At 67.7% G+C, this 16,663-nt stretch carries 13 protein-coding genes; 9 read left to right on the forward strand and 4 right to left on the reverse strand.

Annotation, left to right across the window (positions count from 1 at the left end; translation table 11 throughout):
• The first annotated feature begins 2 nt into the window (after positions 1-2).
• Entirely contained in the window at positions 3-2,498 is a 2,496-nt protein-coding gene (locus A5784_RS29145) for a DUF4118 domain-containing protein (RefSeq protein ID WP_064948358.1), read from the forward strand.
• Positions 2,499-2,559: 61 nt separating this feature from the next.
• A complete protein-coding gene (locus A5784_RS29150) occupies positions 2,560-3,249 on the forward strand; it encodes a response regulator (RefSeq protein WP_064948332.1) in 690 nt (229 codons plus the stop codon).
• Positions 3,250-3,258: 9 nt separating this feature from the next.
• Here the strand turns inward: A5784_RS29150 and A5784_RS29155 are convergent, their stop codons facing one another.
• Positions 3,259-4,851: a phytoene desaturase family protein gene (locus tag A5784_RS29155; protein ID WP_064948333.1), complete on the reverse strand. Its 1,593-nt coding sequence runs from the start codon at positions 4,849-4,851 to the stop codon at positions 3,259-3,261.
• Entirely contained in the window at positions 4,848-5,324 is a 477-nt protein-coding gene (locus tag A5784_RS29160) for an SRPBCC family protein (RefSeq protein ID WP_064948334.1), read from the reverse strand. The genes A5784_RS29155 and A5784_RS29160 overlap by 4 nt, the downstream gene beginning before the upstream one ends.
• A 140-nt stretch (positions 5,325-5,464) precedes the next feature.
• On the opposite strand from A5784_RS29160, the gene A5784_RS29165 reads away from it, so the two are divergent.
• From A5784_RS29165 to A5784_RS29195, 7 genes are all read left to right on the forward strand, one after another.
• On the forward strand, positions 5,465-8,299 hold the full coding sequence (locus tag A5784_RS29165; RefSeq protein WP_064948335.1) for an aminotransferase class I/II-fold pyridoxal phosphate-dependent enzyme: 2,835 nt from the start codon (positions 5,465-5,467) through the stop codon (positions 8,297-8,299).
• A 108-nt stretch (positions 8,300-8,407) separates the two neighbouring features.
• Complete coding sequence (locus A5784_RS29170) at positions 8,408-10,276, forward strand: propionyl-CoA synthetase (protein WP_064948336.1); 1,869 nt, start codon at positions 8,408-8,410, stop codon at positions 10,274-10,276.
• Between the two features lie 418 nt (positions 10,277-10,694).
• Positions 10,695-11,480: a prolipoprotein diacylglyceryl transferase gene (locus A5784_RS29175; protein ID WP_064948337.1), complete on the forward strand. Its 786-nt coding sequence runs from the start codon at positions 10,695-10,697 to the stop codon at positions 11,478-11,480.
• Positions 11,477-12,091, forward strand: a complete 615-nt coding sequence (locus A5784_RS39390) for a hypothetical protein (RefSeq protein WP_232006283.1) — start codon at positions 11,477-11,479, stop codon at positions 12,089-12,091. The genes A5784_RS29175 and A5784_RS39390 overlap by 4 nt, the downstream gene beginning before the upstream one ends.
• Positions 12,092-12,099: 8 nt before the next feature.
• Positions 12,100-13,647 (forward strand): radical SAM protein, encoded by a 1,548-nt coding sequence (locus A5784_RS29185; RefSeq protein WP_064948338.1) that lies wholly within the window; start codon positions 12,100-12,102, stop codon positions 13,645-13,647.
• Positions 13,644-13,904 (forward strand): hypothetical protein, encoded by a 261-nt coding sequence (locus A5784_RS29190; RefSeq protein WP_064948339.1) that lies wholly within the window; start codon positions 13,644-13,646, stop codon positions 13,902-13,904. Before A5784_RS29185 ends, A5784_RS29190 begins: the two co-directional genes overlap by 4 nt.
• Positions 13,905-14,054: 150 nt before the next feature.
• Positions 14,055-15,110 carry an MPT63 family protein gene (locus A5784_RS29195; protein WP_156750840.1) on the forward strand — a complete coding sequence of 352 codons (1,056 nt, stop codon included), beginning with the start codon at positions 14,055-14,057 and terminating at the stop codon, positions 15,108-15,110.
• Positions 15,111-15,177: 67 nt separating this feature from the next.
• Here A5784_RS29195 and A5784_RS29200 read toward each other — a convergent pair whose 3' ends face one another.
• Together A5784_RS29200 and A5784_RS29205 are read right to left on the reverse strand one after the other, a co-directional pair.
• Positions 15,178-16,128, reverse strand: a complete 951-nt coding sequence (locus A5784_RS29200; protein WP_064948341.1) for a Ppx/GppA phosphatase family protein — start codon at positions 16,126-16,128, stop codon at positions 15,178-15,180.
• Positions 16,119-16,610 (reverse strand): DUF501 domain-containing protein, encoded by a 492-nt coding sequence (locus A5784_RS29205; RefSeq protein WP_064948360.1) that lies wholly within the window; start codon positions 16,608-16,610, stop codon positions 16,119-16,121. Before A5784_RS29205 ends, A5784_RS29200 begins: the two co-directional genes overlap by 10 nt.
• Positions 16,611-16,663: the final 53 nt, after the last annotated feature.

The raw sequence follows: 16,663 nt of genomic DNA on the forward strand, positions 1-16,663 counted from the left end.
TGATGACGGCCAATACCCCGAAGCGAGGTGAGCTGCGCATCTACCTGGGCGCAGCTCCCGGCGTGGGCAAAACCTATGCCATGCTCGGCGAGGCGCACCGACGTCTCGAACGCGGCACCGACGTGGTGGCCGCGGTGGTCGAAACCCACGGTCGCGCGAAGACAGCCGAACTGCTGGAGGGCATCGAGACCGTCCCGCCGCACTACATCGAGTACCGCGGCAGCCGCTTCCCGGAACTCGATGTGCCTGCGGTCCTGGCCCGCAACCCGCAAGTGGTGCTGGTCGACGAGCTCGCTCACACCAACACGCCCGGCAGCAAGAACGCCAAACGCTGGCAGGACGTCGAGGAACTGCTCGCCGCAGGCATCACCGTGGTCTCGACGGTCAACGTGCAGCACCTGGAGAGCCTCAACGACGTCGTCAGCGGCATCACCGGTATCGAGCAGCAAGAGAAGGTGCCCGACGAGGTGGTCCGGTCCGCCGATCAGATCGAGTTGGTCGACATCACCCCGGAGGCGTTGCAGCGCAGGCTGTCCCACGGCAACGTGTACGCACCCGAACGGATCGACGCCGCACTGTCGAACTACTTCCGGCGCGGAAACCTCACGGCGCTGCGGGAATTGGCGCTGCTGTGGCTGGCCGACCAGGTGGACGCGGCGTTGGCCAAGTACCGCGCCGACAACAAGATCACCGACACCTGGGAGGCCCGCGAGCGGGTAGTGGTGGCCGTGACCGGCGGCCCGGAATCAGAGACCTTGGTACGCCGGGCATCCCGGATCGCGTCGAGATCGAGCGCTGAGCTGATGGTGGTCCATGTGGTCCGCGGCGACGGGCTCTCCGGTGTGTCGGCCGCGCACATGGGCAAGGTACGCGAGCTCGCCGCCAGCCTCGGCGCCACGGTGCACACGGTCGTCGGCGACGATGTGCCAACGGCCCTGCTGGATTTCGCCCGCGAACGCAACGCCACCCAGCTGGTGCTCGGCACCTCGCGGCGCTCCCGCTGGGCCCGGCTGTTCGACGAGGGCATCGGCGCGGCGGTGGTACAACAGTCCGGCAAGATCGACGTGCACATGGTGACCCACGAGCACGCCAGGCGCGGCGCCGTGCGGCTGGAGCCCGAGCATCGGCATCTCGCGTCGTGGCTCGCGGCCGCGGTGGTTCCGTCGGCGATCTGCGCGGTGACGGTGTATCTGCTCGACCCGTACCTCGGGGTCGGCGGTGAGAGCGCACTGTTTTTCGTCGGCGTCCTCGTCGTGGCGCTGCTCGGCGGTGTCGCACCCGCCGCGGTGTCCGCGGTGCTCTCGGGCCTGCTGCTGAACTACTTCCTGGTGGCGCCACGGCACACCTTCACGATCGCCGATCCCAACAGCGCCATCACCGTCGTGGTGCTGCTGGCGGTCGCGGTGGCGGTCGCGGCCTTGGTCGACGGTGCCGCGAAACGCTCCAGAGAGGCCAAGTGGGCGTCGCGGGAGGCCGAGCTGCTGGCGCTGTTCGCCGGGTCGGTCCTGCGCGGCGCAGACCTGGATACGCTCCTCGAACGCGTCCGGGAGACCTACAGCCAACGCGCAGTGAGCCTGCTGCGCGAAGGCATGGGCATCGTGGCGTGCGTGGGTGAGGACCCCTGTGTGCATGTCGATTCCGCCGACACCGCCATCGAGGTCGGCGACGACGAGTTCTGGTTGCTGATGGCGGGACGTCAGCTGCCGGCCCGCGACCGCCGGGTACTCGGCGCCGTCGCGATGCAGGCCGCTGGGCTGGTGCGGCAGCGGGAGCTGAGCGAGGCAGCAGGCAAAGCCAACGCCATCGCGCAGGCCGACGAACTGCGTCGCTCATTGCTCTCGGCCGTCAGTCACGACCTGCGCACCCCGCTGGCTGCCGCCAAGGCAGCCGTATCCAGTCTGCGCAGCGAGGACGTCGATTTCTCCGAGGACGACACCGCTGAACTGCTGGCCACCGTGGAGGAGTCCGTCGATGCGCTGACCGCGCTGGTGGGCAACCTGCTGGACTCGTCGCGGCTGGCCGCCGGTGTGGTGCGCCCCGAACTGCGGCCGGTGTATCTGGAGGAGGCCGTGCAACGCGCTCTGATCGGAATCAGCAGGGGCACCACAGGATTCGGACGGCAGGGCCTGGACCGCGTGAAGGTCGAAGTGGACGATTCGGTGGCGATGGCCGACGGTGGTCTGCTGGAACGGGTCCTGGCCAACTTGATCGACAACGCGCTGCGCTACGCCCCTGACGGCCCGATCCGGGTGACCGCGGGACGCGTGGCCGACCGAGTGCTCATTGCGGTCATCGACGAAGGCCCCGGGGTGCCACGGGGAACCGACACGGCGCTGTTCGCACCCTTCCAGCGGCTCGGCGACCATGACAACAGCACCGGCGTCGGGCTCGGGCTGTCGGTGGCCCGCGGGTTCGTCGAGGCGATGGGCGGCACCATATCGGCCACCGACACCCCCGGCGGCGGGCTGACCGTCGAGATCGACTTGGCTGCACCGTGAGCGGCATCGAAAAAGGCGGATCGGGCATGAGTTTCAGCGAGGAGCCGGAGGCGGATCGCGCATGGGCGTAGCCAAGACCAGGGTGCTGGTGATCGACGACGAGCCGCAGATCCTGCGCGCCCTGCGCATCAACCTCTCGGTGCGCGGCTACGAGGTCACCTGTGCGGCCACCGGAGCCGAAGCCCTGCGCAGTGCCGCCGATCATCGTCCGGACGTCATCGTGCTCGATCTCGGGCTGCCCGACATGTCCGGTATCGAGGTGCTGGCCGGGCTGCGCGGCTGGCTGTCGGCACCGGTGATCGTGCTCTCGGCGCGTACCGATTCCTCCGACAAGGTCGAGGCGCTCGACGCCGGCGCCGACGACTACGTCACCAAACCCTTTGGCATGGACGAGTTTCTGGCCCGGTTGCGGGCCGCGGTGCGTCGTGCGGCGGTCGCCGACGCCGATCAGCCGGTGATCGAGACATCGTCGTTCACGGTGGACCTCGCCGCCAAGAAGGTCACCAAGAACGACGCCGAGGTCCATCTGACCCCCACCGAGTGGGGCATGCTGGAGATGCTGGTGCGCAACCGCGGCAAGCTGGTGGGCCGCGAGGAACTGCTCAAGGAGGTGTGGGGCCCGGCCTACGCCAAGGAAACCCACTATCTGCGGGTGTACCTCGCGCAGTTGCGGCGCAAGCTCGAGGACGACCCGTCGCACCCCGTGCATCTGTTGACCGAGGCGGGTATGGGCTACCGATTCCAGGAGTGAGCGCCGCTGCTAGTCCGTGAGCAGTGAGATGACGGCCTTGTGGAGTCTGCGCAGGGGCCAGCCCAACACACCGTCACCGCCCAGCGCGGCCTTGGCCGCGTTGCGCCCGCACACACCATGAACCCCGCCTCCCGGGCTCGCCCCGGCGCTGCCCAGATAGACGTTCTCGACGGGTGTCTCCGCTCGGCCGAAGCCCGGTGCGGGCCGAAAGATCAACTGTTGGTACAGCTGTGACGTTCCGCCGTTGACGGCGCCGCTGTGCAGATTCTCGTCACCGCTCTGCAGGTCGGAAGGCCGCTGAACCAGCGTGCCGATCACGTGATCGGCGAATCCGGGCGCGTGCTCCTCGAGCACCTGGCCGACCGCCTCGGCGACCTTGTCTGCCGACGCGTCGTCGGTGACGCCGCGCGGCAGATGCGTGTACGCCCACGCGCTTTCGGTGCCTGCCGGTGACCGGCTCGGGTCGGCGGTGGTCATCTGCCCGAAGAGCATGAACGGCCGCCGCGGCAGCGTCGCGGTGTGCAGATCGGCCATCCAGCGGACGAGGCCGTCATGGTCGGCGCCGAGGTGCACCGTGCCGACGTCGTTGAGGTTCTTCGACCGCCACGGCACCGGCGCGTCGAGCGCGTAGTTGACCTTCAACACCGGTGTATCCCAATCGAAATCGTGCATGCTGTCGAGCACCGCCGAGGGCACTGCGTCCGCGGGGAGCAGATCACGGTAGAGCATGGGTGCCGACGTGTCGGCGATGACGGCACGACGCACTCGCACCGTCGCGCCGTCGGCCGTTCGCACGCCGACCGCGCGGCCACCGCGCACCGCGATGCCGTCCACCTGGCGTCCGCATTCGATCCGGGCCCCCGCCGCCGTGGCTCGTCGTACCAGCGCCGCGGTCAACTGTCCCGCACCGCCGACCGGCACGGGCCATCCACCGTCCTGCGCCATCATGATCAGCAGAAAGCCCATGACTCCGCTGCCGGGCGCGTCGATCGGCACGTCGGCGTGCATCGCGTTGCCCAACAACAACAATCGCGCCGCGGCGCCGTCGAACAACCGCTCGGCCATCACGCCTGCCGGCAAGACCAACAGGTGCGCGAGCCGCAGCGCCTCGGCAGTGCCGAGCCGGTGCAGCAGCCCGAGTAGCCCGCGGATCGGCGGGAACGGCGCGAACATCGCCTCCAGCAGGGGCTCGCGGACCCGGTGCCACTGCTCGAAGAGGGCACACCAGTTCTGGCCGTCACCGCGGTGGTGCCGGTCCAATTCCGCTGCGGTGCGGTCGATATCGGGATAGATGACCGGGGCGTCCTCGTCTGCCGCCGAATGCGGATGGCCCACCACAGCCGGTGCACGGCTCCACCGCAGACCGTGATCTTCCAGGTGCAAGGCGCGCAACGCCGGCGAGGCCACCGACAGCGGGTAGAACGCGCTGTAGAGATCGCTGACGTAGCCGGGAAAGAGCTCAGCGCTCTTGACCGCGCCGCCCGGCTCGGATTGCGCCTCGAGCACCAGCACGTCCCAACCCGCGTCGGCGAGCATGGCCGCGGCGACCAGGCCGTTGTGGCCCGCACCGATCACCACAGCGTCCGCGCTGAGCCGGCTCATTGAGGCGCTTCCCGGCGTTCGGCCAGCGCCGCCAACCGCGCGACGCACTCGCGATTGCGCGGGTACACCAGCAGCAGGGACAGCTGGCGTGGCACCCAGTTGAGCGGCCCGCCGACCGGCACCTCAGCCATCTCGATCCGTGTGCCGTCGTGGATGTCGGCCAGCCGCAAGGTGATCCGCGCACCGCCGAACGGCCGCACCCTGGCCAACAACACCAGCTCTTCCAGCGGCGTGCACGCTTCGACCACCGTCTCGTCATTGACCACCAGGGGCCAGACGCCGATCGTGTGGTGAATCTTGCTGCCCGGTGCCGGCCAGTCGGGCGCGACCGCACGCATCCGCGTGTTGCCCACCACCCACTGCGAGTACGTCCACCCGTCGGCGACGACATCCCACACCTGCTTGCGCGACGCCGTGGTGTGGCGCTTGACGATCAGCGGACTGTCAACCGCTGCCGGAGACGACTCAACCATGGGCGCTGGGCTACCCGACCACGCCGCGGTCAAACGTCATGCAGGTTCCCAGCTCCGCGTCAGCCCGCAGTCACACGATTGCCGCGCAACGTTCGCCTGGCACTCGCTCGCCGGACGAATGCGCTGACGACGCTTGTGCGATGACCGAGCGATCGCATGCGTACAACAGTGTCTGGCAACTGCGCAGCGACGCGTGGTGCCGATTGGAAGAAGCCGCCGACCGGCTGAACCGAGCCACCACGGTCGGCGCACTCAAGGACGAGTACACCGCGATCTGCCGGGACCAGCTGGCGGCCCTGACACCGTTGGAACCGTATTGGGCGTTCCCCGGTTCGGCGCGATTCGCCAAGGTGCAACGGTTGTTCACCACCGGCGGCTACGACAAGTTCGCCAGCACCGTCAGTCGGATCAACCGGGCGCTGACCAGTGAGTCCTATCGGACCGCGGACGCCGACAGTGCGAACGTCGAGGACGTCGAGATCTTCCCCACCGATCCGCGCACCCTCGAACAACAGCCCGTCACCCACAAAGACCAGCTGTACTTCGAGGTACTCGTCGTCGAGAAGATGACCGAGGCCCAGGAACGAGCGCTGCGCAAGGAGGTTCGCAGCTGGCGTCGCCCCGACGACGAGTTCGTCTACGAACTCGTGGTGGTCTCCAGCGGCGACGAGGCACTGATCGCCGCGCGGCTCAACGTCAACCTGCAGGCCGTCGTGATCCGGCGCCGGTTCAGCCACCAGTCCGAACGCAACCTCAGCGCGCTGGCCGAGTTCGCCGACACCAAGGTCTCCGCCGATCTCGACGACCACAAATCACCCGACGAGCGGGCCCAGATCCTGGCCGCGTCGCTGCACGAGCTGCGCCCCGAACTCGACCTCTACCTGATGACCGAGATCGACGTCGAGGAGATCGCGGGACGGCTCGGGCCCTGTTTCCGCCGCGTGTTCCACGCCCGCGAGGGCGTGCTCGAGCTGCACCTGTCGATCCTGCAGGGCGTGGCCGCGCGGTACCGCACCCCGTTTTTCAGCGCGCTCAAGCAGTACAGCCACCGGCCGACCGGGGTGTTCCACGCGCTGCCGATCAGCCAGGGCAAGTCAATTGTCAACTCGCACTGGATCAAAGACATGGTCAGCTTCTACGGGCTCGACGTCTTCATGGCCGAGACCTCAGCGACGTGCGGCGGCCTGGACTCCCTGCTGGAACCCACCGGGCCGCTGCGTGAGGCCCAGCAGCTGGCCGCCGAAACCTACGGATCGCGCCGCACCTACTTCGTCACCAACGGCACGTCGACCGCCAACAAGATCGTCACCCAGTCATTGGTGGCACCCGGCGATATCGTGCTGCTGGACCGCAACTGTCACCAGTCCCACCACTACGGCATGATGCTGGCCGGCGCGAACGTCATCTACCTCGAGGCCTATCCGCTGCCCGACTACACCATGTACGGCGCCGTGCCGCTGCGCGAGATCAAGTCGAAGTTGTTGGCGCTCAAGCGCGCCGGCAAGCTGGACCGCGTCAAGATGATCTCGCTCACCAACTGCACGTTCGACGGCATCGTCTACGACGTACAGCGCGTGATGGAGGAATGCCTGGCCATCAAGCCCGATCTGGTGTTCCTGTGGGACGAAGCCTGGTTCGCGTTCGCCCGGTTCCATCCGGTGTACCGGGCCCGCACCGCGATGGCCTCGGCCGCCAAACTGCGAGAGAAGCTGGCGGACAAGGACTATGCCGAGGCCTACCAGAAGCAGCTGGCCGCCGACAGCCAGAGCCCGCCGACCGACGAGGAACTGCTCAACCGCAGGCTGACACCGGATCCGGCCAAGGCACGGGTCCGGGTGTATGCCAGCCAGTCCACCCACAAGACGCTGACCTCGCTGCGGCAGGGCTCGATGATCCACGTGTTCGACCAGGACTTCGACCAGAAGGTCTCCGAGGCGTTCCATGAGGCGTACATGGCGCACACCTCCACCTCGCCCAACTACCAGATCCTGGCGTCCCTGGACCTGGGCCGCCGGCAGGTGGCGCTCGAAGGCGTGGAACTGGTGCAGCGTCAGATCGAGAACGCCATGCAGCTGCGCGACGCGATCGACAACCATCCGCTGCTGAGCCGCTACATGGCCTGCCTGCGCACCTCGGACCTCATTCCCGACGAGTTCCGCGATTCGCACATCGCCCAGCCGCTGCGCTCCGGGCTGCGCAACATGATGACGGCGTGGGACCGCGACGAGTTCGTGCTCGACCCGTCGCGCATCACGTTGTCGATCGGCCGCACCGGCTACGACGGTGACACCTTCAAACGCGACCAGCTGATGGACCGCCACGGCGTGCAGATCAACAAGACCTCCCGCAACACCGTGCTGTTCATGACCAACATCGGCACCACCCGCTCATCGGTGGCGTTCCTGGTCGAGGTGCTGGTGAAGATCGCCGGGGAACTCGACGACGCCGTCGGCGACATGGGTCTCGGTGAGCGCAGCCGGTTCGAGCAGAAGGTGCGCAAGCTGACCGCGAGCACCGCCGCACTGCCCAACTTCAGCGGCTTCCACGAAGTGTTCCGCGACGCGACGGGCGACGCGCCGACACCCGAGGGCGACGTACGCCGGGCGTTCTACCTGTCCTACGACGACACCAACTGCGAGTACCTCGGCACCGATGAGATCCTCGAAAAGCTCGACACAGGAGCCGATGTGGTGTCGGCGACGTTCGTCACGCCCTATCCCCCGGGATTCCCCGTGCTGGTACCCGGCCAGGTGTTCAGCCGCGAGATCCTCACGTTCCTGCGCGATCTCGACACACCTGAAATCCACGGTCACAACCCCGATTTCGGGTACCGCGTCTACACCGACAAGGCGATCGAGATGTGCCGGCCGGTGACGCAGGAGCCCGCGACGGTGCCCGTGTCGGAGCCGCTGGTGGCGCCGAAGTCGAAGAAGGGCACTGCCAACCGGTCGGTGGCCGCAGCTGCGGCGGATTAGGCCCGGTCGACCCGCCGAGCAGACATAGAATCGCCCAATTTCGCGCCCAAAAGTGCGATTCTGCGTCTGCTCGCGGGGAGGGGTGACCACCGGCTACGGTGTCGGGCTATGTCCGGTTATCGCGACCTCTTCGACGTCAGCATCAACGACCCGGCCACCTTCTGGGCCGACGCGGCCAAGGCGGTCACCTGGACACGCGAACCTCAACGCATCCTCGATGACGACAACCCACCGTTCTACCGCTGGTTCCCCGACGGCGAGCTGAACACCTGCGCCAACGCGCTCGATCGCCACATCACCGAACGCGGGGATCAAACCGCGTTGATCTACGACTCCCCCGTCACGGGCACCAAACGCAGCTACACCTACCGCGAACTGCGCGACGCCACCGCCCAATTCGCCGGTGCACTACGCCAATTGGGCGTCGGCAAGGGCGATCTGGTGGTCGTGTACATGCCGATGATCCCCGAGGCCGTGATCGCGATGCTGGCCTGCGCGCGGTTGGGCGCGGTGCATTCGGTGGTGTTCGGTGGGTTCGCCGCGCACGAACTGGCCACCCGGATCGACGACGCCAAGCCGGTGGTCGTGGTGAGCGCGTCGTGCGGCATCGAGCCGACCCGCATCGTGGAGTACAAGCCGATGCTCGACACCGCGCTGGACATCGCCGAGCACAAGCCGCGGGCCTGCGTGATCCTGCAGCGCGAACACCGCCCCTGCCGACTGGTCGCCGGCCGCGACCACGACTGGCGGGAGCTGACGGCCTCCGCCACCCCGGCCGATCCGGTGCCCGTCGCGGCCACCGACCCGCTGTACGTGCTCTACACGTCGGGCACCACCGGCAAGCCGAAAGGCATCGTGCGCGACAACGGCGGGCACGCGGTGGCCCTGCTGTGGAGCATGCGTCACATCTACGACACCGCTCCCGGCGACGTGTACTGGGCCGCCTCCGATGTCGGGTGGGTGGTCGGCCACTCCTACATCGTCTACGCCCCGCTGTTGCTCGGAGCCACAACCGTGCTCTACGAGGGCAAGCCGATCGGTACGCCTGACGCCGGCGCGTTCTGGCGCGTCGTCGCCGAACACAAGGTCAAGGCGCTGTTCACCGCACCCACGGCCATCCGTGCCATCAAGAAGGAAGACCCCGACGGCGCGCTGATCGGCAACTACGACCTGTCCAGTCTCAAATACCTGTTCCAGGCCGGCGAGCGGCTCGACCCCGATACCTATCACTGGGCCGCCGACAAGCTGGGCGTCCCCGTCATCGACCACTGGTGGCAGACCGAGACCGGCTGGGCGATCGCCGCCGACCCGATGGGCGTGCAGCCCCTACCGGTCAAGCCCGGCTCGGCCACCGTGCCGATGCCCGGGTACGACGTACAGATCCTGCATTCGGACGGCGCGGTCGCCGAGCCCGGCGAGGAGGGCGCGATCTGCGTCAAACTGCCGCTGCCGCCGGGCACCCTGCCGACTCTGTGGGGCGACGACCACCGTTATGTGTCGGCGTATCTGTCGGCCTTCACCGGCTACTACCTGACCGGCGACGGCGGCTACATCGACTCCGACGGCTACCTGTGGGTGATGGGCCGCACCGACGACGTCATCAACGTCGCAGGCCACCGGCTCTCGACCGGATCGATCGAGGCGGTGCTGGCCCAGCATCCGGCGGTGGCCGAGTGCGCGGTGATCGGGGTGGCCGACGAGATCAAGGGACAGGTTCCGCGTGGGTTCGTGGTGCTGAAGTCCGGGGCGTCCGCCGACCGGCTGGCCGAGGAGCTCATCGCCGCGGTGCGCGACAACATCGGCGCGGTGGCCTATTTCAAAAAGGTCGACGTGGTGGCGGCGCTGCCGAAGACCCGCTCGGGCAAGGTCCTGCGCAAGACCATGCGCGCCATCGCCGACGGCAGAGACGAGCCGGTGCCGTCGACGATCGAAGATCCTGCAGTGCTGGACGCGCTGGCGCCGGTGCTCCGCGGGTAGGACGCCTGAGCCGTTTGCCGGCGTGGCGGCCTACCCGCCGAGCAGACATTGACGTCCCCAATTCCTCGGCGTGTCGGGTGCTTTCGTGACTGGTCGGCATGGGGGAATCCTTTATTTTCCCTGTGACCCGAACTATTGTGAGGTAGTCATATGTTGATTTCCCGTCCTCGCTTGTGCGTTTGCTACCGGTCGACACCGGTACCGCCCGGGCACCTAAGGAGCTGAACAACGATGCGCACCACCAAGGGATCCTGCACCTGTCATTGCAACGCCTGCGACGGTGGCCACCACTGCGGCAACCCGCCGAACTGCAACGCACGCCGCTGACACCTGACAATGGCCTGCCGCCGGGACACCGGCGGCAGGCCATTGCCGTCTTTCGCGGTCGACCGGCGCGCCAGAGGATAGGTTCACCCGTATGACTTCCGAGTGGCATCTGGGGCCGGTGCCGGTTCCGGTGCACGGCCTGTTCGTGGCCCTCGGAGTGCTGGCCGCTGTAGCGGTTTTCGTCTACGAGGCGCGCCGGCGCGGCGCGCTGGGCGAACAGGCAGTGGTCGCCGCGTCCGGTGCCCTCATCGGCGGCGCGATCGGCATGCGCCTGTCCGGATGGGCCCATCACCTCGACTTCTCCACGAATCCCAGCCTGGCGCAGGCCTGGCAGTTCGGCTCGCGCAGCATCCTCGGCGGCCTGCTCGGCGCGTATCTCGGCGTGCACATCGCCAAACGCCTTGGCGGATACCGCGGAAAAACCGGGGACCTGTTCGCGCCGGCAGTTGCGCTCGGCATGGCCATCGGCCGCATCGGCTGCTTTCTCACCGAGGCACCCGGGCGGCCCACCACGCTGCCCTGGGGCATCCACGCGCCGGCCACCACACCGGAATGCCCGGGCTGCCTTGCCGGACAGGCCATGCACCCGTCGTTCCTCTACGAAATCGCGTTCCAGCTCTGCGCATTCGGCGTGCTGCTGTGGCTGCGGCACCGGATCACCCATCCCGGCGAGCTTTTCGTCATCTACATCGCCGCCTACGCCGTGTTCCGGTTCTTCGTCGAGTTCGTCCGGGCCAACGAAACGGTGTGGCTGGATCTGACCCGGCCCCAATGGTTCCTGCTGCCATCGCTGCTGATCATCGGTGTTCGGGTGTGGCGTGGCTACCGCCGCGGGTACTATCGCCTTTCACCCAGCAACCAGGAAGTGCCGGCATGACGTCACCCCCATCGGGTCCGCCACCTGACGAGCCCGCGGATGACTCTGCCGCGCAAGATATTCCACCGGCCTATCAAGAGGACATCGCACCTCAGGGCGGCGCGCTTGAGTATCCGCCGCAACCACCACCGGGCCCCGCACCCCCGTCGCCCGGCTACTTCCCGGGCGACCTCCGCCAGCCGCCGGGCTATCTCCCGCCACGGGGCGACCATCAACAGCCGTACGGCTATCCGCCCGGATATGCGCCACCCCCTGCGGGATATCCGCCGGCAGCGGGCTACGGGTACGGCGGGCCGCCCAAGCCCGAACCCCGAATCTCCATAGCAATGGTGATCCTCGGACCGTTCATCTACGCGGGCATCAACTTCGTGATCGCGCTGATGGCCATCATGACCGCGGGGAGCCGCGTCGAGCCCCAACAGAGCAACACGGTGTTGGGATTCGGCGCAGTGTTGTTGGCCCTCATCGCGTTCGGCGGGGGCGCGGCCCTGCTGCGGTCCCGCAGCCCCAACGCCCGAGGACTGGGCATCGGTCTCATGGTCGGCTGGGCCCTGATGTCACTGTTCACTGCCGGGTTCTGCACAGGCATCAACCCCGAACTGTACAAGTGACCGCGGGTATGGGCCTGCGCGGCGACCGGTTGCACCGGTACGTCACGGCGTTCTGCCCGCACTGCCACGACGAAGCACCTGAGCGGCCGCTGGCCGACGTCGCGCGGCTGAGCGGAATGCTGATCGAGCGTGACGGCCGCATCTGGCTTGAACGGGGCTGCCGCAGCCACGGTCTGGTGCGCACGCTGTATGACGAGGATCCCGAGATCCTGTCCTACCTCGAGGAGTGGACAGCCCCCACCAAGGCTCACACCCCGGATACGCCAGGCAATTTCGATCCCGTCCCGTCGGCGTATCTGCGCGGGTTGCCGGAGATGCAGACCCAGCACACGTGCATCCTTCTCGAAGACATCGCCGAGACGTGTAATCTGCGCTGCCCCACCTGCTTCACCGACAGTTCACCGGACCTGCGGCACGTGGTGCCGGTCGCCGACATCCTTGTCAATGTCGATCAACGCCTGGCCCGCGAGAACGGTCGCCTGGACGTACTCATGCTCAGCGGCGGCGAGCCCACCCTGCATCCGGCCCTGGCCGAGTTGCTCGGCGAGCTCGTCAGCCGGCCCATCACTCGAATCCTGGTCAACAGCAACGGCGTCCGCATCGCCAACGACGACCGATTGCTCGACCTGCTGACCACCCACCGTGAACGCGTCGAGGTCTATCTGCAGTACGACGGATTGTCGGAGGCCGCTCACCGGCATCACCGCGGCGGCGACCTGCGTCGCACGAAACAGCAAGCACTGCAGCGCCTCTCGGAACGAGAGATCTTCACCACGCTGGTGATGACCGCGGCTCTCGGAGTCAACGACGACGAGATCGGCGCCATGGTGCAATTGGCGTTGGACACACCGTATGTCGGCGGCCTGACGGTCCAGCCGCAGTTCGGCTCCGGCCGCTCGGGGCGGATCGACCCGCTCGACCGGCTCACCCATACCGGTGTGCTCAAACGTCTTGGCCCCCAGACCGGCGACGCCGTGACATGGCGCGACCTCACCGCATTGCCCTGCTCGCATCCGCACTGCTGCTCGGTCGGCTATCTGGTGCGCGACGACGCAGGCCAGTGGCGGTCGCTGGTGTCGTTGATCGGCACCGACAGCCTCAAAGACAAGCTCGGACTGGTGGCCAACCGCATCGCCGACACCGAGATCCCGCGGCAATTGCGCCTGGCAGTGCAGGAATCGCTGCTGGGGCTGCTCTCCGAGCAGTCGTCGTTGTCACATCCGCAGATCGGTGACGTGTGGCGCAACATCTGCGAGAACTGCGATCTGGGGATGTCGACGCTGCTGACGCTCGCGTCGTCCGCGCTGCCCGGCCGTCGCCGCAAGATCCGTCAGCTCCTCGGGGAACGCGTCGTCCGTCTCACGGTCAAGCCGTTCATGGACATGTCGACGATGATCGAAGAACGTCTGACGCAGTGCTGTGTGCACGTCGGCACCCGCTCTGGTGGAGCCGATCAGTGCGCGCCCTTTTGCGCCGTGCAAGCCTGGCCGGCACTGGGACGTCAACGGCTGTCGGTGTCGGTTGGGCAGGAACTACCACTCATCGAGATTCGATGAGCCAGCAGGCCAACGAGCCGTACGACCCGCTGCGATTGTGCGTGTACGCAACCGTGGCTCTGCTGGCCTGGTTACTGGGCCCAGCGATGGTTGCTGTATTCGCTGGGCTCGGTCTGATCGGGTACATCCGCGCACGCCGCTCCGGGTTACAACACAGCAAATGTGCATTGCGCGACACCCGTCTGGTAATCGCCTACCTCGGGGTCATCGCACTGGTAGCGCTAGCCGCGACCGTCAATAATCTGTTGCCTCACTGACCGGGGTGCAGAGTGACTGCCTGAGGCCGAAGACGCAATATGCCACTCCGGTTCCACAGCAACCTCTTAACCTGCTAGCTTTCCCCTGTAGTGAGCATCCCCACTGTCGGGGGCCTGGACGCTCGTCGGAACACTCAGGAGTGAACCATCTTGAAGATCACGAATATCAGTGCTGCCATGGCCGCAGCAGCCATAGCCGCCGCGGGGATCATCGGCGCCGCACCGCTCGCATTCGCCGATGACAGTACAGTCACCACCGCCGCACTGGGCAGCCAGGCGAAGCTGGAGGACGGAAACGTGGTCCAGGGCTGGACGGTCACCGGCCTCAAGCCGAGCAGCGACACGATCCCCTACCAGGTGCGCGGCACCCTGTGGGAGGTCACCGCAACCAACGAGGCCCTTCAGGGCTCGGTCACCCCGATCGTCTCCAACTTCAACGCCCGCGCAGCCGACGGCAAGAACTACCGCGCGCTGTTCCAGGTGGCCACCCCGCAGGGCGTGAACCCGGCCACCATCAGCCAGGGCGAGAAGACCTCCGGCAAGGTGTACTTCGACGTCACCGAGGCCGACCCGACCACGGTTGTCTACAACGCGGGCGGTCGTGACATCGCCGTGTGGAACGCCGTCCCGGCAGCACCGGCCGCGACCGGTGGCAACAGCAACGCCGTCCCGCTGGCGAACCACCCGGCTCAGGCACCTGCTGCCGCGCCGGTCGCCGCCACCCCGACCCCCGCCGCGACACCTGCAGCTGTTCCGGCTGCCGCACCCGGCGGTGCGGGAAGCCGCGCGACCGATCTGCCCGCCGCCGTCGAAGGCGGCACCCCTGTTCCGGCAGCCACCCAGACCGCGCCGGTCCCGGCGGGCACCGCGGCCCAGCCTGCCGCGGTCCCCGGCACCGCCGGCACCCCGGCTGAGGGTGCGGTTCCGGCCAGCAACGGCACGCCGGTCCCGGCAGCAGCCCCGGCACCGGCAGGCACCGCCCCCGCTCCGGCCGCCGCGCCGACGGGTGCGGGCAACGCCGCAACCGCGGTTCCGCCCGCCGAGCAGGCTCCCGCCGGAACCCCGACGGTGCCTGCCGCGAACCCGGCCGCCCCGGCTCCGGCAGCACCGGCCGCCCCCACCGAACCCAACCTGGTGCCGGCCGGCGCCCAGCCGACCACGACGGCTCCGGCCGCCCCGGTCAGCAACCACGGGCCGACGTCCTAACACACAGCTCGACGACAACGGCCGGATGCGGGTTCCCCGCATCCGGCCGTTCGCTGTCTCGGGCGGTTCAGTGCGGCGCGATGGACAACGCGATGCCGTCGAGGATGTCGTGCTCACTGACCACGAGTTCGTCGATCCCCGCGCGCTCGCCGAGTACAGCCGCGAGTTCCTCGACGATGATCGCTCCGCCGCCGATGACATCGGCACGGCCCTGATGCATCGGACCGAGCGCCAGCCGCTGCGCCGACGTCATGGCGATCAATTCGTCGCATACCCGCCGCAGGTCGCCAAAACCGATGCGGGACAAGTGAATCGCCTCAGCGTCGTACTCGGTCATACCTTGCGCGAGCGCCGACAGCGTGGTCATCGTTCCTGCCACACCAACCCACGTCCTGGCGCCGTCGACCGGAACAGCTTGCAGCGCTTGCGCCAAACCGTCCCGGACCACCGCGCGGGCTGCATCGATCTCTTCCCGGGTGGGCGGATCGGTGTGCAGGCAGCGTTCGGTCAGCCGGACGCACCCGATGTCGGCCGAATAGCTGGCCTTCACGCCGTCGGTGCCGAGCACCAGTTCCGTAGATCCGCCGCCGAGGTCGACAACGATGAAAGGTGCACCGGCAGCGTCGAGTTCGCCGACCGCGCCCTGAAACGACAGCTCAGCTTCCTCGGTGCCGGTGATCACCTCGGCGACGGCGCCGGGCACCACGGTGCCGAGGATGCGTGAGGTCATGGCGAAGAATTCGTCGCGGTTGCCGGCATCCCGCGCGGCCGACGTCGCCACCATCCGAACCGCCGAAACATTCAGCTCCGACATCAGCGTGGCATAGTCAGCGAGCGCGGATTCGGTGCGCGCCAACGCTTCCGGCGCGAACTGACCCGTCGCGTCCACACCCTGGCCGAGCCGGACGATACGCATCTCGCGGTGTACGTCGCGCAGCGTGCCATCCACCACATCGGCGATGAGCAGCCGGATCGAGTTGGTGCCACAGTCGATCGCGCCGACGCGGTTCACACCCATGTATCGCGCTCCAGTATCCCGGCCATCGCCGGCTCGACAGCCAAGACCGCCAACGCCTCGTCACCGAGTGGGTTGACGCCGGGACCTTTGGCCAACGAATGCGCCATCAGCACGTGCAGGCATTTGACGCGGTCGGGCATGCCGCCGCCGGTGAACGTGGTACCCAGCGACTCGATGGCGTCGCGTTCGGACAGATACGACTCGTGGGCGCGCCGGTAGGCAGCAGCCAACTCCGGGTCCTGCTGCAGACGTTCGGTCATCTCCCGCATCATGCCCGACGATTCCAACCGGCTCGCCGCCGCGGTCAGAGCCGGGTGCGTCAGATAGTACAGCGTCGGAAACGGGGTGCCGTCAGGCAATTTGGGGGCGGTCTTGACGACAGCGGGCTCGCCGTTGGGGCAGCGGTAGGCGATCTCGAGAACACCTCGCGGCTCGCGCCCCAGCTGCTGGGCGACGGCCTCGAGGTCGGCGGGCTCAACCACCAGGCCCGCGGGCCAGCCCTGGTACACCTCGCTGCTGTCTCTTATACACATCT

This window comes from Mycobacterium sp. 852013-50091_SCH5140682 (assembly GCF_001665685.1).
GTDB lineage: Bacteria > Actinomycetota > Actinomycetes > Mycobacteriales > Mycobacteriaceae > Mycobacterium.